At 72.6% G+C, this 17,870-nt stretch carries 17 protein-coding genes; 4 read left to right on the top strand and 13 right to left on the bottom strand.

Going from position 1 to position 17,870, the window contains the following annotated elements:
• Positions 1–7 precede the first annotated feature (7 nt).
• From IQ210_RS26175 to IQ210_RS26190, 4 genes are all read right to left on the bottom strand, one after another.
• The gene (locus IQ210_RS26175; protein ID WP_194081550.1) at positions 8–1,393 is read right to left on the bottom strand and encodes an FG-GAP-like repeat-containing protein; all 1,386 of its coding nucleotides are present in this window, start codon (positions 1,391–1,393) and stop codon (positions 8–10) included.
• A gap of 68 nt (positions 1,394–1,461) precedes the next feature.
• A complete protein-coding gene (locus tag IQ210_RS26180) occupies positions 1,462–2,454 on the bottom strand; it encodes an LCP family protein (protein ID WP_194081594.1) in 993 nt (330 codons plus the stop codon).
• A 121-nt stretch (positions 2,455–2,575) separates the two neighbouring features.
• Entirely contained in the window at positions 2,576–3,922 is a 1,347-nt protein-coding gene (locus tag IQ210_RS26185) for an endo-1,4-beta-xylanase (protein WP_194081551.1), read from the bottom strand.
• Between the two features lie 101 nt (positions 3,923–4,023).
• Positions 4,024–5,076, bottom strand: a complete 1,053-nt coding sequence (locus tag IQ210_RS26190) for a LacI family DNA-binding transcriptional regulator (protein WP_194081552.1) — start codon at positions 5,074–5,076, stop codon at positions 4,024–4,026.
• A gap of 147 nt (positions 5,077–5,223) precedes the next feature.
• Between IQ210_RS26190 and IQ210_RS26195 the strand changes: the two genes are divergently transcribed.
• From IQ210_RS26195 to IQ210_RS26205, 3 genes are all read left to right on the top strand, one after another.
• Complete coding sequence (locus IQ210_RS26195; protein WP_194081553.1) at positions 5,224–7,539, top strand: beta-xylosidase/alpha-l-arabinosidase; 2,316 nt, start codon at positions 5,224–5,226, stop codon at positions 7,537–7,539.
• 76 nt (positions 7,540–7,615) lie between these two features.
• Complete coding sequence (locus IQ210_RS26200) at positions 7,616–9,295, top strand: M48 family metallopeptidase (RefSeq protein WP_194081554.1); 1,680 nt, start codon at positions 7,616–7,618, stop codon at positions 9,293–9,295.
• Positions 9,292–10,269, top strand: a complete 978-nt coding sequence (locus IQ210_RS26205) for a hypothetical protein (RefSeq protein WP_194081555.1) — start codon at positions 9,292–9,294, stop codon at positions 10,267–10,269. Before IQ210_RS26200 ends, IQ210_RS26205 begins: the two co-directional genes overlap by 4 nt.
• Here IQ210_RS26205 and IQ210_RS26210 read toward each other — a convergent pair.
• From IQ210_RS26210 to tsaB, 4 genes are read right to left on the bottom strand one after another with little or no spacing between them, the layout of a single operon-like run.
• On the bottom strand, positions 10,266–10,517 hold the full coding sequence (locus tag IQ210_RS26210; protein ID WP_194081556.1) for a hypothetical protein: 252 nt from the start codon (positions 10,515–10,517) through the stop codon (positions 10,266–10,268). The genes IQ210_RS26205 and IQ210_RS26210 overlap by 4 nt on opposite strands.
• Entirely contained in the window at positions 10,514–11,599 is a 1,086-nt protein-coding gene (gene tsaD, locus IQ210_RS26215) for a tRNA (adenosine(37)-N6)-threonylcarbamoyltransferase complex transferase subunit TsaD (protein WP_194081557.1), read from the bottom strand. Before tsaD ends, IQ210_RS26210 begins: the two co-directional genes overlap by 4 nt.
• Positions 11,592–12,059, bottom strand: a complete 468-nt coding sequence (gene rimI, locus IQ210_RS26220) for a ribosomal protein S18-alanine N-acetyltransferase (RefSeq protein ID WP_194081595.1) — start codon at positions 12,057–12,059, stop codon at positions 11,592–11,594. Before rimI ends, tsaD begins: the two co-directional genes overlap by 8 nt.
• Before the next feature lie 17 nt (positions 12,060–12,076).
• Positions 12,077–12,730 (bottom strand): tRNA (adenosine(37)-N6)-threonylcarbamoyltransferase complex dimerization subunit type 1 TsaB, encoded by a 654-nt coding sequence (gene tsaB / locus IQ210_RS26225; protein ID WP_194081558.1) that lies wholly within the window; start codon positions 12,728–12,730, stop codon positions 12,077–12,079.
• A 108-nt stretch (positions 12,731–12,838) separates the two neighbouring features.
• On the opposite strand from tsaB, the gene IQ210_RS26230 reads away from it, so the two are divergent.
• Positions 12,839–13,393, top strand: coding sequence for a hypothetical protein (locus IQ210_RS26230; RefSeq protein WP_194081559.1), 555 nt, complete (start codon positions 12,839–12,841; stop codon positions 13,391–13,393).
• Here the strand turns inward: IQ210_RS26230 and IQ210_RS26235 are convergent.
• The 5 genes from IQ210_RS26235 to IQ210_RS26255 form a co-directional block, all read right to left on the bottom strand.
• Positions 13,390–13,551: a hypothetical protein gene (locus IQ210_RS26235; RefSeq protein ID WP_194081560.1), complete on the bottom strand. Its 162-nt coding sequence runs from the start codon at positions 13,549–13,551 to the stop codon at positions 13,390–13,392. The two genes, IQ210_RS26230 and IQ210_RS26235, sit on opposite strands and share 4 nt — an antisense overlap.
• A 143-nt stretch (positions 13,552–13,694) precedes the next feature.
• On the bottom strand, positions 13,695–14,201 hold the full coding sequence (gene tsaE / locus IQ210_RS26240) for a tRNA (adenosine(37)-N6)-threonylcarbamoyltransferase complex ATPase subunit type 1 TsaE (protein WP_194081561.1): 507 nt from the start codon (positions 14,199–14,201) through the stop codon (positions 13,695–13,697).
• On the bottom strand, positions 14,173–15,402 hold the full coding sequence (locus IQ210_RS26245; RefSeq protein ID WP_194081562.1) for an alpha/beta fold hydrolase: 1,230 nt from the start codon (positions 15,400–15,402) through the stop codon (positions 14,173–14,175). Before IQ210_RS26245 ends, tsaE begins: the two co-directional genes overlap by 29 nt.
• A 58-nt stretch (positions 15,403–15,460) precedes the next feature.
• On the bottom strand, positions 15,461–16,633 hold the full coding sequence (alr, locus tag IQ210_RS26250; protein WP_194081563.1) for an alanine racemase: 1,173 nt from the start codon (positions 16,631–16,633) through the stop codon (positions 15,461–15,463).
• A 44-nt stretch (positions 16,634–16,677) separates the two neighbouring features.
• Complete coding sequence (locus tag IQ210_RS26255; RefSeq protein ID WP_194081564.1) at positions 16,678–17,553, bottom strand: L,D-transpeptidase family protein; 876 nt, start codon at positions 17,551–17,553, stop codon at positions 16,678–16,680.
• Positions 17,554–17,870: the final 317 nt, after the last annotated feature.

The following is a 17,870-nucleotide window of genomic DNA, read 5'->3' on the forward strand; positions in this document are numbered from 1 at the left end:
GATTTTTTTATTCGACCTCGCGCCCGAAGCCCGCCTTCGCATCCGGCGCCCCCACCGTCCGCGCCCCGAACACGAACGCCGCGTCCGTCACGACCCCCGTCGAGCGTCCCCGCAGCGACCACACCGCCCCCGCCCGGGAGTTCTCCCCCACGGCCGAAGCCGCCAGGTCCGCGTGCCCGTTCCCGTTGATGTCCAGGAGCCGGACCGCGCCGCCGAAAGCGTCTCCCGGCTCCGCCGCCCCCGGCACCCCGGCCGTGTTCTGCGTGAACGCCTGGGCGCCCGTTCCGGTCAGGCCGGCCTCCGTGCCGTAGAGGACGTCGACGATGCCGGCGCCGTCGTCGTACCCGATCTCCTCGCCCGGCGCGCCCACCGCCAGGTCGGCGCGGCCGTCGCCGTTGATGTCCGCGGCCGACACCGAGGTGCCGAAGAAGTCGACGTCCTCGTACGCCCCCGGCACTCCGGGGGTGTCCTGGGTGAAGCGGCGCCACGTGCTGCTCGGCGCGAGACCCGACGCCGAGCCCGCCGCCACCGTCACCGACGAGTCCGGCGCGTTGCCGACCGCCAGGTCTCCGTACCCGTCGCCGTCGAAGTCGCCGATGGCCATGCCGCCGCCCCCGCCCGGGAAGGTACCGCCCGCCGCGGGAGCCGGGCCCGTGGGCGAGCCGACGTAGAAGCGGGTGCAGTAACTGCCGTCGCCGCAGTACACCTTGAGCGCGAGCTCGTCGCGGCCGTCGGCGTTCACGTCGCCGGTCGCGCCGTCCCAGACGTCGACGTACCGCAGTCCCGCGGGGTCGAGGTCCCTCGCGGCGGCCGGTCTGCCGGTGCGGGTCAGCGGGCCCTTCCACACCGTCGCCGTGGTGCCGAGCGGGTCGTCGCCCTGGGCGCGGCCGCCCTTGAACAGGGCGAGGTCGAGCTTGCCGTCGCCGTCGAAGTCGCCCGCCTGGGTGGTCGACGCGGGCAGGGCCGTACCGCCCGTCAAACCGCCCTTCGCTCCCCACACCACCACGGCCGACCGCGTCGCGGAGACGTGGCCGACGACCAGGTCCGCCCTGCCGTCGCCGTCCAGGTCGCCCTTGGTCAGCTGGATGCCGAACTTCTCGCCCTTGGCGGGGCTGCCGGGGACGCCGGTCGTGGCACGGCTGATGACCGTCCGCCGGTCCTTGGTCAGGCCGTGCGGGCCGCCGTACATGACGACGACGTAGCCCGCGTCCGGCTGTCCGCCCACGGTGCCGCCGGGGGCGCCGACCGCGAGGTCCTGGTAGCCGTCGCCGTCGAAGTCGTCACGGACGGGCGCCGGAGCCGAGGCCTCGGCGGTGGTGGGCAGGGCGCCCAGCGAGAGGAGGCCGGCCGCCAGCGGCACCGCCCAACGGCCGTATGTACGAAGGGAGAACACGGGGCGACCCTCTCATCACGGCGACACAGTCACCGCACAAGACTCACCGCCCCGTCCATGGGTTGTAGTCACCGCAGCGACTTCCACAGCCTGCTCGCCTCCGGCTCCTGCGCCACCACCCGGTTGTGGTTCGAGGGTGCCTGGACGACCGGCATCATCACCGTCTTCACCTGGTCCGCCGACAGGCCCTTCAGACTCTGGCCGAGGCTCATCAGCTCGCTGAGGGAGTCGAGGCCGGTGTCGGTGGTGAGGCTGCCGGTGATCGCGTCGGCGACCTTGTACAGCTGGGCGGGGCTGGTGAGCAGGTTCGTCGAGGCGATCTGTTCCAGCAGGGCCTTCACCAGCTTCTGCTGGAGGCCTATGCGGTCGAGGTCGCTGCCGTCGCCGATGCCGTGCCGGGTGCGGGCGAGCGCGAGGGCCTGCTTGCCGTTGAGGTGGTGGGTGCCGGCCTTCAGGGTGAGGTGGCTGCTGGAGTCGTCGATGTCCTCGTCCGTGGTGACCGTGACGCCGCCGAGGGCGTTCACCAGCTTCGCGAATCCCGAGAAGTCGATCTCGATGTAGTGGTCCATGCGGACGTTCGTGATCGACTCGACGGTCTTGACCGCGCACGCCGGACCGCCCACCGAATAAGCGCTGTTGAACATCGCGCCGTACGCCACCGCCGTCGAACCCCCGCCCTCCAGCGGGCAGGACGGCCGGGTGACGAGCGTGTCGCGCGGGATGCTGACCACCGTCGCCTCGGTGCGGCCCGCGTCGAGGTGCACGACCATCGCCGTGTCGGAGCGGGCGCCGGTGCTGTCGCCGCCGCCGAGCGCCTGGTTCTCCTTGCCGCTGCGCGAGTCGGAGCCGAGGACCAGGATGTTGAGCGCCTCGGTCGGCAGCGGACTTTCGGACGCGGAAGGAGAGGGCGTCACCGTGGCCTTCGCCGGGCGGTCGTCGCCGAGCGCCTGGTCGATGTCGACGCTCTTGATGTTGCCGTTCAGATGCCAGTACGCCCAGCCGCCCGCCGCGGCTCCGGCCACCAGTACGCCCGCGAGAGTGAGGCCGGCGGCTTTCAGTATGCGTGTCCGCCGCCGGCCCACTGGTCTGCCTTCGTCTTCTCCATTCACGGAGAGGAACGTAAGTCCGAATTATTACGAGGGCACTGCCCCGGCCGCCTTTCTTCGGAAAATCTCACTTTTCTCAGCCCAGCGTCACCGTCGGCACCGGGTTGCTCCCGCTCCAGTTCGCGTTGAACCCGAAGCTCACCGAACCGCCGTCCGGGACGGTCCCGTTGTAGGAGGCGTTGACGCAGCTGACCGCCGCGCCGGACTGGGTGCAGGTCGCGTTCCAGGCCTGCGTGATCTGCTGCCCGGCGCCGTACGTCCAGGTCACCTTCCAGGACGACAGCGAGGCACCCGAGCAGGAGATCGTCACGTTCCCGGTGAACCCGGTGTTCCACTGACTCGGCACGCTGTACGTCGCCGTGCACGCGCCCGTCGGAGGCGGTGTCGTCGTCCCGCCGAGCGCCTCCGCGATGCCGTAGTAGGCGGGTTTCGGCGCGTAGTTGGCGTCGTACGGGGTCGCCGCCCCGTACCCCGGGAAGGTGCTGTCGACCCAGGAGTCGGAGTCGGTGAAGCCCCAGACGGTGAGGTTGGCGCAGCGACTCACCGCCACGCAGGCCGCCGTCACCGCCTTGTAGTCGGCCTTCTGCTGGGCGAGCTTGGCGGTGTCGGCGGGCAGCGCCATCCGGATGTCCAGCTCGGTGATCGCCACGTCCACGCCGAGGTCGGCGAAGCGCTGGATGTTCTGCTGGAGCGTGGACGGCACCTGGCCGAGGATGAGGTGGGCCTGGAGACCGACCCCGTCGATGGGAACTCCCTGTTCCTTCAGGGACTTGACCAGGTTGTAGAGCGCCGTGCTCTTCGCGTTGACGCCCTCGACGTTGTAGTCGTTGATGTACAGCTTCGCGGCCGGGTCGGCGGCGCGGGCGGCGGTCAGGGCCCGGGCGATGTAGCCGGAGCCGAGGCCGTTGTACCAGAGGGTCGAGCGGTAGGTGCCGTCCTCGTTGAACGGCTCGTTGACCACGTCCCAGGCGGCGATACGGCCCTTGTAGCGGCCGACCTCGGTGGCGATGTGGTCGTCGAGGAGGGTGCCGAGCTGGGCGGAGGTCCAGCTGCCGTTGGTCAGCCAGCTCGGGTTCTGGCTGTGCCAGACCAGGGTGTGGCCGCGCACCTGCTGGCCGTGGGCCTCGGCGAAGTCCACGATCTGGTCGGCCTCGGCCCAGTTGAAGCTGCCCCGGGTCGGCTCGACCGAGCCCCACTTCATGGCGTTGCCGGGGGTCAGCGAACTGAACTGCGCCCCGGCGATGTCGCCGTAGCTCCCGGTGAGCTTGGACCCGGTGACCGCGGTGCCGATGACCTTGCCCTTGGCGGTGCCGAGATCCCGCAGCGGGGTGTCGGCGGCGTGCGCCGCGGGCGCCGTGAGCAGGAGGGTGCCCAGCAGCCCCAGAAGGGACGCCAGGGATAAGCCGGTTCTCAGAGATCTCATTGCGGGTGCCTCCGAAAGTTTCGGTCGAACAACCGATTGGCTTCGGGGCAGTGTGGGCCGCCACGGCACACCCGTCAATACAGCAACAGCTGTTCCGTCCACTAAACGGCCGGAGGCGCCCCCGTGCTGCTGCGCACCACCAGGCTCGTCGCCAGTTCCACCCGCGTCGCCGCGGGCGACCCCTCCTCGCGCGCGAGGTCGAGCACCAGCTTCGCCGCCGCCTCGGCCATCTCGGTGAGCGGCTGCCGTACGGTCGTCAGCGGCGGCCCCACCCAGGGCGCGACCGGCAGATCGTCGAACCCGACGACGCTCAGGTCCTCCGGGATGCGCAGCCCCAGCTCACGGGCGGCCTCGTACAGCCCGAGCGCCTGGAGGTCGTTCCCGGCGAAGACGGCGGTGGGCCGGTCCTCGCGGCGCAGCAGGTCCAGGCCCAGCCGGTAGCCGGCCTCGTGGTGGAAGTCGCCGTTCTTGATCAGTGCCGGGTCGACGGGCAGCCCGGCGGTCTCCAGCGCGGCCCGGTAGCCGTCGACACGGGCCCGGCTGCACATCATCCGGGACGGGCCGCTGATGGCGCCGATCCGGGTGTGGCCGAGTTCGACCAGGTGCCGGGTGGCGGCGAGGCCGCCCTGCCAGTTGGTGGCGCCGATGGACGGCACGTCGGCGCCGGGGTCGCCGGCCGGGTCCATGACGACGAAGGGGATGGAACGGCTGGTCAGCAGGGCGCGCTGGGACTCGTCGAGCCCGGAGAGGACGAGGATGACGCCGTGCGGGCGGCGGGCGGCGACCTGGTCGGCCCAGGTCCGCCCCGGCGTGAGCCGGCCCGCGCTCTCGCTGAGCACCACGCTCAGCCCGGCGTCCCGCGCCACGTTCTCCACGCCCCGGATGACCTCCATCGCCCAGGCGCTCTCCAGTTCGTGGAAGACCAGGTCGATGAGGGGGGAACGGCTGGCCTCGGCCCGTCGTCGGCGATAGCCGTGGGCGCGCAGCAGTTCTTCCACTCGGGTACGGGTCGCCGGGGCGACGTCGGCCCGTCCGTTGAGGACCTTCGAAACAGTCGGCGCCGAGACGCCGGCCTCACGGGCGATCTCGGCGAGCGTCGCGGTCTGCGTCGAGCGTCCTGCTGTCCGGGTTTCACCGGGCTCCGGGGGTGTCATGGCGGCGATCGTATCCCTGCACGACCTCTTGACGAACCCTTCTCACCGGCCTAGGTTCCCAAAACATTCGGATTACACATCGAAACATTCGCGAGAGACGTTCGTGAGAGCCCTTCGTGAGAGGTCGTTCGACCCGACAGGAGTTTCATGACCACCGCGCCTTGGCGTGACCCCGCCCTGACCGCCGCCGCCCGCGTCGACGACCTCCTCTCCCGGATGACCCTGGAGGAGAAGACCGCCCAGCTGTACGGCGTGTGGGTGGGCGCCAGCACCGACGGGGACGGCGTCGCCCCGCTGCAACGCGAGATGACCGCCGACTACGACTGGGACGAGCTGATCACCCACGGTCTGGGCCAGCTCACCCGCCCCTTCGGCACCGCCCCCGTGGACCCGGCGCTGGGCGCGCAGGCTCTGGCCCGCGCCCAGCGCCGTATCGCCGAGGCGGGCCGCTTCGGCATCCCCGCGCTCGCGCACGAGGAATGCCTCGCCGGCTTCACCGCCTGGCAGGCGACCGCCTATCCGGTCCCGCTCGCCTGGGGCGCCGCCTTCGACCCGCCGCTGGTGGAGGAGATGGCCCGGCACATCGGCCACGACCTGCGCGCGGTCGGCGTGCATCAAGGCCTCGCCCCCGTCCTGGACGTCGTCCGCGACCCGCGCTGGGGACGGGTCGAGGAGACCATCGGCGAGGACCCGTACCTGGTCGGCACGGTCGGCGCCGCCTACGTCCGGGGCCTTGAGTCGGCCGGCGTGGTCGCCACGCTCAAGCACTTCGCCGGGTACGCCTCCTCCGCGGGCGCCCGCAACCTGGCGCCCGTCCGGGCGGGGGTGCGCGAGTTCGCCGACGTGACGCTGCCGCCGTTCGAACTGGCGCTGCGCGAGGGCGGGGCGCGCTCGGTGATGGCCGCGTACACCGACACCGACGGCATCCCGGCCTCCGCCGACCCCGGCCTGCTCACCGAACTCCTGCGGGACCGCTGGGAGTTCACCGGCACCGTCGTCGCCGACTACTTCGGCGTCGGCTTCCTGCAGAGCCAGCACCGGGTCGCCGGCACCGAGGCGGAGGCGGCCCACGCGGCCCTCGCGGCGGGCCTCGACGTCGAACTGCCCACGCTGAAGTGCTACGGCAAACCCCTGCTGGAGGCCGTACGGGCGGGCGAGATCCCGGAGGCGCTCATCGACCGCGCCGCCCGCCGCGTGCTGCTCCAGAAGTGCGAACTAGGCCTGCTGGACGAGGACTGGACCCCCGAGCCCACCGGCCGCATCGACCTCGACTCGACGGCGAACCGCGCGCTCGCCCGCCGCCTCGCCGAGGAGTCCGTGGTCCTGCTGGACAACCCGGACGGCGTCCTCCCCCTCTCCCCCGACACCCGCATCGCGGTCGTGGGCCCGAGGGCGGCCGACGCGTTGGCGATGCTCGGCTGCTACTCCTTCCCGTCCCACGTCCTCACCCACCACCCCGACATCCCGATGGGCATCGAGATCCCGACCGTCCTGGAGGCGCTGCGCACCGAACTCCCGGACGCCAAGGTGACGTTCGCCGAGGGCTGCGGGGTCGACACCCCCGACACCGGCGGCTTCGAGGAGGCGGTGGCGCGGGCCGCGGAGGCGGACGTCTGCGTGGCCGTCCTCGGCGACCGCGCGGGCCTGTTCGGCCGGGGCACCTCGGGCGAGGGCTGCGACGCAACCGACCTGCGACTGCCGGGCGTGCAGGGCGAGTTGCTGGACGCGCTGGTCGCCACCGGGGTGCCCGTCGTCCTCGTTCTCCTGACCGGGAGGCCGTACGCGCTCGGCCGCTGGCAGGGCCGGCTGGCCGCGTCCGTGCAGGCCTTCTTCCCGGGAGAGGAGGGCGGCCCGGCGGTCGCGGGAGTGCTGTCGGGCCGCGTCAACCCGTCCGGACGGCTGCCGGTCAGCGTCCCGCAGGAGCCGGGAGGCCAGCCCTGGACCTACCTCCAGCCCCCGCTGGGCCTCGCGGGCGAGGTCAGCAACCTGGACCCGACCCCGCTGTACCCCTTCGGGCACGGCCGCTCGTACACGACGTTCGCGTGGGAGTCGGACGCGGCCGAGGCGGAGATCACGACCGACGGTTCGTACGACGTGAGCGTCGCCGTCCGCAACACCGGCGACCGCGAGGGTGCCGAGGTCGTCCAGCTGTACCTGCACGACCCGGTGGCCTCGGTGACCCGCCCGGACGTCCGCCTGATCGGCTACCAGCGCCTGGAACTCGCCCCCGGAGCTTCAGCCCGTGTGACCTTCCGCTTCCACGCCGACCACTCGGCGTTCACCGACCGCAAGGGCCGGCGGATCGTCGAACCCGGCGCCCTGGAGCTGCGGTTGGCGGCCTCCAGCGCGGACGTACGGCACACCGCCCGGCTGACGCTCACCGGCCCGGTACGCGAGCTGGGCACGGACCGCAGGCTGCGCTGCGAGACGGAAGTCGAACAGGAGGAGCCGGAAACGGCCTGATCACGGAAGGGTCCGAACACCGGTTCCCTGTGCCAGAATCCGCCGACGCCTCAGAGGGTGGGCGACGGGGGATGCCATGAACGCACAGGGAGCCGGGCCCGCCCGGGAGTGGTCGCTGATCACGGCCATGCTGGCGCTGGCCGTGCTGCCGCCGCTGGCCGTGGCGGTCGCGGTGCCGCTCGCGGCCGCGCGCTGGGGCACGCCCGGGGACGCCCTGATGCCGGTCGTGTTCGTGCTGATCGCCGTCTTCGGTGCCGTCGCCGCCTTCCACCGGCTCCCCGGCCGGGCGGTACGGCCCCGCGACGAACCCGAACTGGCCACGCTGGTGCGGGACGTCGCGGAACGGCTCAGCTTCCGCGAACCACTGCTGGTGCGGGTGGTCCCCGAGGTGGCGGCCTCCCTGCACCGGGCGAAGGTCTCCGGCGTCCGCGCCTACGTCCTGGTCCTCGGCCTGCCCCTGCTCCGGACGCTGACCGCCGACGAACTGGCGGCCGTGGTCGCGCACGAGCTGGCCCACGAACAACACGTGGCCCACCGCCGCACCGCCTGGCTGCTCCGCTCCCGCCACCTCCTCGAAGCCTGGCTCGCCCCCCGCCTCCGCCCACTGGCCCCCGTGGCCACCCCGCTCCTGCGGGCCACCCAGCCCCGGGCCTGGCGGACAGAGACGGACGCGGACGCCGACGCCGCCCGCGTCACGAGCACCCGGGCAACCACCACGGCCCTCGAACGGACCGCCCTGCTGGACGCGGTGTTCAACGGCCTCGGCCGCCACTGGTGGTCCGCCCTGGCCCAGAACGGCACGTACCCGCAGGACTTCTACGCCGCCCTCGACACGGCGACCCAGGACCCACACGTAGCCGTCCGCGCCGCCGGCGTCGCCGCGGAACGGGAGGCCGCGGACCCGTACGCCACCGCCGACCACCCCCCGATCACCGCCCGCCTGACAGCGCTGGCGGAGACGGCCCCGGTCGCGGTCAGGCCGTACGACGAGAAGCCGCGGACCGAGGCAACGGTCACGGCCGCCATAACGCCGTACGCCGAGAAGCCGCAGGCCGCGGCGACGGTCACGGCCGCCGTCACGCCGTACGGCGAGGAACCGCACGCCGAGGCAACGGACACGGCCGCCATCACGCCGCACGCCGAGGCAACGCTCACAGCTGCCATCACGCCGCACAGCAAGGAGCCGCAGACCGAGGCACCAGTCACGGCCGCCATCACGCCGCACGGCGAGGAACCGCTCCCCCTGCGGACCGCCGGCGCGTTGGAGCGCTGGTGTGTGGAGCAGCTTCTCGCGCAGCACACCGCACGCAAGCGCCGCCGTCCGAGACGCGGCAAGGCCGAGCAGCCACATCCGGTCAGCCTCCTCGCCCTCCCCGCCGACCGCCTCCGCGAACTCCTCCACGCCGAGGGACCCGGGCACCTGCGGTCCACCGAGGCCCTGGAGGCCGCCCTGGACGCCGTCGCCGCCGGTACCTGGCCCCGCCTCGCCCGTCGCGTCGAACCCCGGATACGTCAGGTCCCTGCCTCCGTACGCCGCACGTTCGCCCGGGACGCGCTGGCCGACGCCATGATCCCGCCCGTCACCGAGGCCCTGCGCGCGGCGGGCTGGACCCACGCGAGCCGCTGGCGTACCAGCGTGCTCACCGCACCCGACGGCACGACCCTCGACATCGGCGACACCCTGACCGCCGCGCTGGACGGCGACGACCCCGCGCCCGTCCGTGCCCTCCTGGCCCAGCGGGAGGCCGCCGTATGACCACCCCGAGACGCCCGGCCCTCCGCGTGGCCCTGTTCGGCCTGACCGTCACGCTCGTGGGGTACGCCCTGCTGGTCGCGTGGCTGGTCGGGAACGCGTACGTCAATGACTGGGCCATCGACCACTACCGTGAGCACACCGCGATGTCCCTCGGTCGGATCGTGGAAGACGCCTCCGCCACCGAAGACGTCCGCGTCAGCTGGACCGACGAGGCGGGGCATGAACACGTCCAGCCCGTCACCCCGCCCGCCGACGGCCGGCCGTACCGCAAATACGGCGCGTTCCCTGTCGAGTACGACCCGACCGAGACGAACCCCAGAGGTCACTTCTACGACTACCGCAGGCACGAGCCGAAGCGTCTCGACGAGGACGGCCTCGCCTTCTCCGCCTTCTTCGCCGGGCTCGTAGCCGTCGCTCTCTGGATCGCCTGGGCCCGCCGCGGCCTGGTCTTCCGCCTCGCGGCCCGCCGCCCCGGCCGCCCCATGACGGCCCGGATCCGGATCGGGGAGCGCGACCAGACCCTCCCTTGGCTGAGCGCGGAGACGTTCTGGCTGGTCCTGGACGGCCCGCGCCGGCAGCGCGTGATGTGGCACCCGGCGCTCGACGAGCACCCGGGCCGCGTCCCGGTGACGGTCCACGGCGGTCGCACGGCCGTGGTGGTGCTGCCGGACGGCACCCGTCTGGTCCCGGTGGGCCGGCTACGGCGCCGGGAACCGGCCCGCCTCACCTTCGCCGACCCCCAGACCGTCCGCGGCGACCTCGGGGACTCCTTCATCGTCCCCGCCGGCACCGTCGTACGCCCCGCCCACGCCTGGTGGCGGCCGGTCTGGCCGGCAACGGCGTTCGGCGCCGCCTTCGGCTTCGCCGCGGGCTTCTTCATGGGCGACGGCACCCTGCTCTCCGTGGTCGGCCACACCCTCGCGTGGGCGACCCTGTCGACCTCGGCCTGGGCCCTGTCCACCCCGCGCGTTTAGCCCACCGTCTCGAACCGCCACCGATGCACGGCCCGAGTCACCAACTCCCCGTCCGGCTCAGGCAGTTCGGGCAGTACGGCGTCGAACTCCGCGTCCCACCACGTGATGACCAGCACCCGGTCCTGCGGCGCCCGGAACGTCTCCCGGCGCAGCGGAGGCACCGCCAGCTCCTGCGCCCGCGCCCACGCCAGCAGTTCCGCGCCCCGCCCCTCGACGGCCCGCGCCTCCCACATCAACGCGACCGTCACGAGTACAGGTTCTCCTTGCTGACCTCGTGGACGTGGTCGTGGCCCGGGACATGCGGGTCGGTCACCGGCAGCGAGGAGTCCGCCGACAGGTCCCAGCTGGAGGCAGGCCGGTTGCGGGCCACCATCTCGGCGCCGAGCGCGGCCACCATCGCCCCGTTGTCCGTGCACAGCTTGGGCCGCGGCACCCGCAGCCGGATGCCGGCCGCCTCGCAGCGCTCCTGGGCCAGCGCCCGCAGCCGGGAGTTGGCCGCGACGCCGCCGCCGATCATCAGGTGGTCGACGCCCTCGTCCTTGCAGGCCCGCACGGCCTTGCGGGTCAGGACGTCGACGACCGCCTCCTGGAAGGACGCCGACACATCGCGCACCGGCACCTCCTCACCGGCCGCCCGCTTCGCCTCGATCCAGCGGGCGACCGCCGTCTTCAGCCCGGAGAAGGAGAAGTCGTACGCCGGGTCGCGCGGCCCGGTCAGACCGCGCGGGAAGGCGATCGCGTCCGGGTCGCCCTCCTTGGCGTACCGGTCGATGACCGGGCCGCCGGGGAAGCCGAGGTTGAGGACGCGGGCGATCTTGTCGAAGGCCTCGCCGGCCGCGTCGTCGATGGTCGCGCCGAGCGGCCGTACGTCCGTCGTGATGTCCGTGGACAGCAGCAGCGACGAGTGGCCGCCGCTCACCAGCAGGGCCATCGTCGGCTCGGGAAGCGCCCCGTGCTCCAGCTGGTCCACGCAGATGTGGGAGGCGAGGTGGTTGACGCCGTAGAGGGGCTTGCCGAGGGCGTAGGCGTACGCCTTGGCGGCAGAGACACCGACCAGCAGGGCACCGGCGAGACCGGGACCGGCGGTGACGGCGATGCCGTCGAGGTCCTTCGCGCTCACCCCCGCGTCCTTCAGCGCGCGCTCGATGGTCGGCACCATCGCCTCCAGATGGGCCCGGGAGGCGACCTCCGGCACGACCCCGCCGAAGCGGGCGTGCTCGTCGACGCTGGAGGCGACGGCGTCGGCGAGCAGGGTGGTGCCGCGGACGATGCCGACGCCGGTCTCGTCGCAGGAGGTCTCGATGCCGAGGACGAGTGGTTCGTCAGCCATGGTTCTTCTCTTCACTCGCAGGGTCGATGATCAGGCGCATCACGAGGGCGTCCACGTTGCCCGGCTGGTAGTAGCCGCGACGGAAGCCGATGGGCTCGAAGCCGAAGCGCTCGTACAGCTTCTGCGCGCGGACGTTGTCGACCCGGCACTCCAGCATCACCTCGGCGCACTCGAACGCGGTGGCCGCCTGGAGCAGTTCGGTCAGCAGCCGCCCGCCGAGCCCGGTGCCCCAGTGGTCGCGGGCGACGGCGATGGTCTGCACGTCGGCCAGCTCGCCGGAGGAGGCGAGTCCGGCGTACCCGACGAGCCGTCCGTCCTCCTCGGCGACCAGGTACCGGCGGGTCGCCGTGGCGCCGCGCGCATGGGCCAGCTCGGACCAGAACATGCCCCGCGACCAGGCGTCCTCGGGGAAGAGGTCCTTCTCCAGCTCCAGCACCGGATCGATGTCCCACCAGCGCATCTCACGCAGTGCCGCTGTCACTTGGGGGTGACCACCTTGTAGTTCTTGGGGACCTGGGCGTCGGGCCGGCGCAGGTACAGCGGCCGGGGCGCCGGGAGTTCCGCGCCCGCGGCGAGCCGCTCGGCGGCCAGCGCGGCGAGGGCGGCGGCCGAGACGTGCTCGGGCGCGCGGGCGTCCGGGAAGGTGTCCGGGTAGAGCAGCGCGCCGGCGCCCACGGCGGGCACCCCGGCGACCTGCTCGGCGATGTCGGCGGGCCGGTCCACGGCGGGGTCGGTGACCCGGGTGCGGCGGTCGTCGTAGCGCGCCCAGTAGACCTCCTTGCGCCGGGCGTCGGTCGCCACGACGAAGGGGCCCTCGACGTCCGTGGCGTACGCGAGCCCGTCCAGCGTGCACACGCCGTGCACGGGGACGCCGAGCGCGAGGCCGAAGGTGTCGGCGGTCATCAGTCCGACCCGCAGCCCGGTGTAGGGGCCGGGTCCGATCCCTACGACGATGCCGGTGACGGCGTCGAGCTTCAGGCCGGCCTCGGCGAGGACGCGGTCGACGGCCGGCAGCAGCAGCTCGCCGTGCCGGCGCGCGTCCACCTGGCTCGAGGAGGCGATGACGTCCGTGCCGTCGTGCAGGGCGACGGTGACGGCGGGGGTGGCGGTATCCAGAGCGAGCAAGAGCACGCAAACAGCCTACGGCTCCCGCGCCGCGCACATCGCCGCCCCGGTGAGCCGCCCCCTGACTGCTAACGTCGCGAAGGATCACTGCGTACGACAAAGAGGTGGACGACCGTGCCCAGCACTTCCGCCGGAATCGTCACCGGTTTGACCGCCGCGGCCCTCGTCACGGTCGGGGTCCTCGCCTATCAGGCCTCGGCGACCGTGCCCGCGACGCTCGGGCGGCCGCACACGAGCGCCACCACCGATGTCGCCGCCGCCAAGGCGCCCCGGGACACCCGTCACCCCTCCGCCCTGCCGGCCGGTTCCGGAACGGGTGAACGGGTCGTGTACTCGGTGGACGACGACCGGGTCTGGCTGGTCGCGGCGGGCAACAAGGTCAGGCGGACCTTCGAGGTCACCCCCGGCACGGTCGACCCGGCGCCGGGCACCTACTGGGTCACGTCCCGCTCGAACACGGTCACCGGCACCGACGGCACCCCCATCGAGCACGTCGTCCGCTTCGCCACCGTCGGCAGCGTCACGATCGGCTTCAGCGCGGCCGTCGCCCCCGCCACCGCACCCCCCGACCCCACGGTGAAGACGGGCGGCATCCGGGAGACCCGCGAGGACGGCGCCGCGATGTGGACCTTCGCGACGATCGGCAAGAAGGTGATCGTGATCCGCTAGGCGGCTTCGCGGTGCCGTGTTCTCTCGACCGTCTCGGGGTCTGGCACGCGGGGTGGGGTCGAGATCGCGTTCGCCGCGGCGCAGGCCGCCAGCAGGTCGCGCATGGGTACCGCGGACACCGCGCGCGGCGTCGACTCGTCTCGTTCCGTGGCCGACATGGTCGCCTCCTGAGCACCGGGGGCGGACGTGGTTAGGTAGACCTAACTACGAACTGGGTACCATGTGACCACGCACAAGACGCCGAAAGCAATATCTTGCCGACGTCTTGTCGGAACGTTCACCGAAATCGGCGCCTGTGCGATCAGGCGGTGAGCACGCTCAGGTCGGCCGCCGCCCAGCGCTCGCCAAGCCCCGTCAGCGTCACGTGCCGCACCTCGTCGGTGGTGTCACCGACCGCGCGGTGGATCTGGACCTGCAACCGGTCGTCGGTCAGCTCCTCGACCTTGCCCTCGCCCCACTCCACGACGATCACCGAGTCGGGCAGCGAGACGTCGAGGTCGAGGTCCTCCATCTCGTCGAGCCCGCCGCCCAGCCGGTAGGCGTCCACATGAACAAGCGGCGGACCGTCACCGAGGGACGGGTGGACCCGGGCGATCACGAAGGTCGGGGACGTGACGGCCCCACGCACCCCGAGCCCCTCGCCCAGACCCCGGGTCAGCGTCGTCTTGCCCGCGCCGAGCTCCCCGCTGAGCATCACGAGATCCCCGGCCCGCAGCAGCTTGGCCAGCTTCCGGCCCAGCTCGCGCATCTGCTCGGGGGAGGTGACGGTCAGCTCGGTCTCAACCGGGCTGTGCGGTACTGCTTCCATAACCGCCAACCGTAGCCCCTGCCGGCACGGCCCCCGCGCGGGTGAGGAGGTCGGCGAGACGGTCCGTGACGACTTCCGGGTGCTCCAGCATCACCAGATGCCCCGCGTCCGGCACCAGCACCAGCTCGGCGTCCGGCAGCAGCCCGGCGATGGCCTCACTGTGCTCGCTGGGCGTGACGAGGTCCCCGATCCCGGCCAGCACGAGCACCGGCAGGTCCCTGAAGTGGGCGAGCGCCTCGGTCTTGTCGTGGTCGGTGAAGGCCGGGTAGAACTCGGCGACCACGTCGATCGGCGTGGCCTCGATCATCCGCTCGGCGAACCGCGCGACGGCCGGGTCGACGTCCCGCGAGGCGAACGAGTAGCGCTTGATGATCCCGGCGAACAGGTCCGCGGTGGCCTGCCGCCCCTTCTCCACCAGCTCGGCCCGCTGCCCCAGCGCCTTCAGCAGCCCCGGCAGCACACGTCGTACCGCATTCACACCCGCGACGGGCAACCCGAAGTTGACCTCGCCGAGCCGCCCGGAGGACGTCCCCACCAGAGCGACGGCGACGACCCGCTCCCGGATGAGCTCCGGGTACTGGTCGGCGAGCGCCATGACGGTCATCCCGCCCATGGAGTGCCCGACGAGCACGAGCGGCCCCTCGGGCGCGGCCGCGTCGATGACGGCCTTCAGATCGCGCCCGAGCTGGTCGATGTCGACCGGCACGTCGTCCTGCACCTGCCGCACCCCGCGCCCGGACCGCCCGTGACTGCGCTGGTCCCAGTGCACGGTCCGCACGACCCCGCGCAGCGCGGCCCGCTGGAAGTGCCAGGAGTCCTGGCTCAGGCAGTAGCCGTGGCTGAAGACGACGGTGACCGGCAGCGGCGCCTTCCGTCCGAACAGCCGTCGCCGGCGCGGCGCGGACCCGCCCTCCGGCTCCACGTCGTCGACCTCGTAGTACAACTCGGTGCCGTCGTCGGCGTACGCCTTGCCCGGCATCCCGCGCAGCGAGCCGTACGGCCCCGCCGAGTCCAGGGCGAGCCGCGCCTTCTTGCGCATCCCGCGTCCGACGGTCATCCGCTCCAGGGCGACACCGGCCGCGGCCCCCGCCGCGACCACCCCTATCGCGGCCCCGGCGATCCCGGTCGCCCGGCGCCAGTTGCCGGCCGCCCCCGTGGCGGAGGCGACGGCCAGGGCGGCCTCCGCACTGCTCTCGCTCACGTACCGCTCCTCTTCACCGGGCTACTGGTTGCTGGGCTGGTGGCCACTACCGGGCCGGTTACCCAGCTTGTCCCTCATTCACATAGACGCGGGGAACGCGCGTTCCGATCCGGGTGACGATCTCGTACGCGATGGTCCCCGCCGCCTGCGCCCAGTCCTCGGCGGTGGGCTCGCCGCGGTCGCCGGGCCCGAAGAGCACGGCCTCGCTGCCGACGGCGGGCTCGTCACCCCCCAGGTCGACGACGAACTGGTCCATGGCCACCCGCCCGGCCACCGTCCGCCACTTCCCGCCGACCAGCACCGGGCCGGTGCCGGAGGCATGCCGCGGGATGCCGTCCGCGTACCCGACCGGGACGAGCCCGAGGGTGGTCTCGCCCGGGGTGACGTAGTGATGCCCGTAGCTGACCCCGTGTCCGCCCGGCACCCGCTTGACCAGCGCCACGGACGCGGTGAGCGTCATCACCGGCCGCAGTCCGAGGTCGGCCGAGCTGCCGATCTCGGGGCTGGGCGAGATGCCGTAGACGGCGACGCCGGTGCGCACCAGGTCGAAGTGGGCCTCGGGAAGGGTCAGCGTGGCGGGCGAGTTGGCGATGTGCCGCACCTCGGGGCGGACGCCGGCCCGCTCGGCGTACGACAGCATCTCCCGGAACGTCGAGAGCTGGGCGGCGATGGAAGGATGCCCGGGTTCGTCGGCGCAGGCGAAGTGCGACCAGAGCCCGGTGATCCGGACGACCCCGTCGGCCTCGGCACGCAGCGCCTCGGAGACCAGCTCGGCCCAGTCGGCACCCGGCTGACAGCCGTTGCGCCCGAGCCCGGTGTCGCCCTTGAGCTGCACCCGCGCGGTCTTCCCCACCGCACGGGCGGCATCGACGACCTCCCGCAGCGCCCACATCCCGCTCACGGACACGTCGAGATCGGCCTCGACGGCCTCCCGCCAGGGCCCGCCGGGCGTCCAGAGCCAGCACATGATCCGCACGTCGTCGATCCCGGCGGCGCGCAGCGCGAGGGCTTCCTCGGGCGTGGCGGTACCCAGCCACTCCGCCCCCGCCTCGACGGCCGCGCGGGCGCAGGGCACCGCCCCGTGGCCGTACGCGTCGGACTTGACCACGGCCATCAGGGCCGCACCCGGCGCGAGGGCGCGCAGGGTCCGCACGTTGGCCCGCAGGGCGGCCAGATCGATCTCGGCGCGGGCCCGCAGGGGCGCGCTCGACTGGGCAGCTGTCTCACTCATGGCGCCCCCAGTGTCTCAGAGGGGTCGGACACCCCTTCGTACGCCTACGTCCCGGACCGCCGCCCCCACACGAACACCCGGTCGCCGGTCTTCAGCACGCCCCACAGTTTCCGGGCGTCACCGATGCGCAGGTTGACGCAGCCCATGGAGCCGACGGTGGTGAAGATGGAACCGTAGACGGCGTGGAAGGCCTGGCCGCCGTCGAAGAACTGCGCGTAGGGCATGGGCTGGTGGTACAGCGTCGAGACGTGGTTCTTGTGCTTCCAGTAGATCTTGTGCCAGCCGCCCCGGGTCGGGTACGCGGTCCGCCCGCTCCGCATGGGGACGGGCCCGTAGACGACCTTCTTCCCCTTCTGCACCCAGGTGATCTGCCGGGTGAGATCGACGCAGGCGACGCGGTAGGAGCGCACGGGGCACTTCTTGGCCGCGTTGGGATTGGCACGGGCCGACAAGTACTGCATCCGAGCCCAGGTGACGGGACCCGCGAACCCGATGGCGGGCGTGATCTTCTGCTTCTTCTGAAAAGCGCGGATGGCCTTGCAGTCGGCGGCCGACTGCTTCCCGTCCACCTTCCGCTTCAGCCACTTCTCGACCTGCCGCTGAAAAGGCCCGGTCGACTTGGTGCACGCCACCCGCTCGACGGCGTCCCGCAGCGGCACGTACTCGACCAGGTCGTACGCCCCCACGGCGGCGTCGGCCGGCTCGACGGCATCCTCGGCGGCACTGGGTGTGTACACCTTCGGCGCCAGCACCTGATCCGGAGTATCGATCTGCCAGGGCTGATAAACCCCGGGCACCAGCTCGGCCTCGGGCCCGGCAGCAGGGGGCGGGGGCGCGGCCGCGGCGACACCGACGGGGAGGAGGCCGGCGGCGACGATCACCACGGCCACGCTTCGATATGCGATACGTCTGCTGATCATGCGATCAGAGAAACGCGCTCATCCCGGGGAACAAGGGTGCCGCGCAGAGGGGTCACTCATTTTGAGGAGCAGGCTGAAGCCCCGGCCCACACCATCCAGCCCGTCCGGCGTTTGAGGACGAGGCCCTTTCAGGGCCGACGGGGGTCCAGGGGGCGGAGCCCCCTGGCGGGGCCGAAGGGGCAGCGCCCCTGGGGATGGGACGGGTAGGGGCGGCGGGGGCGAAAAAGGGCCCGGCGCGAACCCCCACCCACCCCGCACCAGCCCTCCTCCCCCCTCCCCCTCCCCCCTCACACCCCCCCACCCCCCCCCCCCCCCCC

The sequence above is a fragment of the Streptomyces justiciae genome (genome assembly GCF_015163075.1).
Taxonomy (GTDB): Bacteria; Actinomycetota; Actinomycetes; order Streptomycetales; family Streptomycetaceae; genus Streptomyces; species Streptomyces justiciae.

Coding starts and splice junctions, on each gene's coding strand:
- IQ210_RS26195 (WP_194081553.1), top strand. CDS start 5,224: ATGACCACCGCGCCTTGGCGTGACCCCGCCCTGACCGCCGCCGCCCGC.
- IQ210_RS26235 (WP_194081560.1), bottom strand. CDS start 13,551: ATGTCGGCCACGGAACGAGACGAGTCGACGCCGCGCGCGGTGTCCGCG.
- IQ210_RS26255 (WP_194081564.1), bottom strand. CDS start 17,553: ATGATCAGCAGACGTATCGCATATCGAAGCGTGGCCGTGGTGATCGTC.
- tsaD (WP_194081557.1), bottom strand. CDS start 11,599: ATGGCTGACGAACCACTCGTCCTCGGCATCGAGACCTCCTGCGACGAG.
- IQ210_RS26200 (WP_194081554.1), top strand. CDS start 7,616: ATGAACGCACAGGGAGCCGGGCCCGCCCGGGAGTGGTCGCTGATCACG.
- IQ210_RS26205 (WP_194081555.1), top strand. CDS start 9,292: ATGACCACCCCGAGACGCCCGGCCCTCCGCGTGGCCCTGTTCGGCCTG.
- tsaE (WP_194081561.1), bottom strand. CDS start 14,201: ATGGAAGCAGTACCGCACAGCCCGGTTGAGACCGAGCTGACCGTCACC.
- IQ210_RS26190 (WP_194081552.1), bottom strand. CDS start 5,076: ATGACACCCCCGGAGCCCGGTGAAACCCGGACAGCAGGACGCTCGACG.
- alr (WP_194081563.1), bottom strand. CDS start 16,633: ATGAGTGAGACAGCTGCCCAGTCGAGCGCGCCCCTGCGGGCCCGCGCC.
- rimI (WP_194081595.1), bottom strand. CDS start 12,059: ATGCGCTGGTGGGACATCGATCCGGTGCTGGAGCTGGAGAAGGACCTC.
- IQ210_RS26185 (WP_194081551.1), bottom strand. CDS start 3,922: ATGAGATCTCTGAGAACCGGCTTATCCCTGGCGTCCCTTCTGGGGCTG.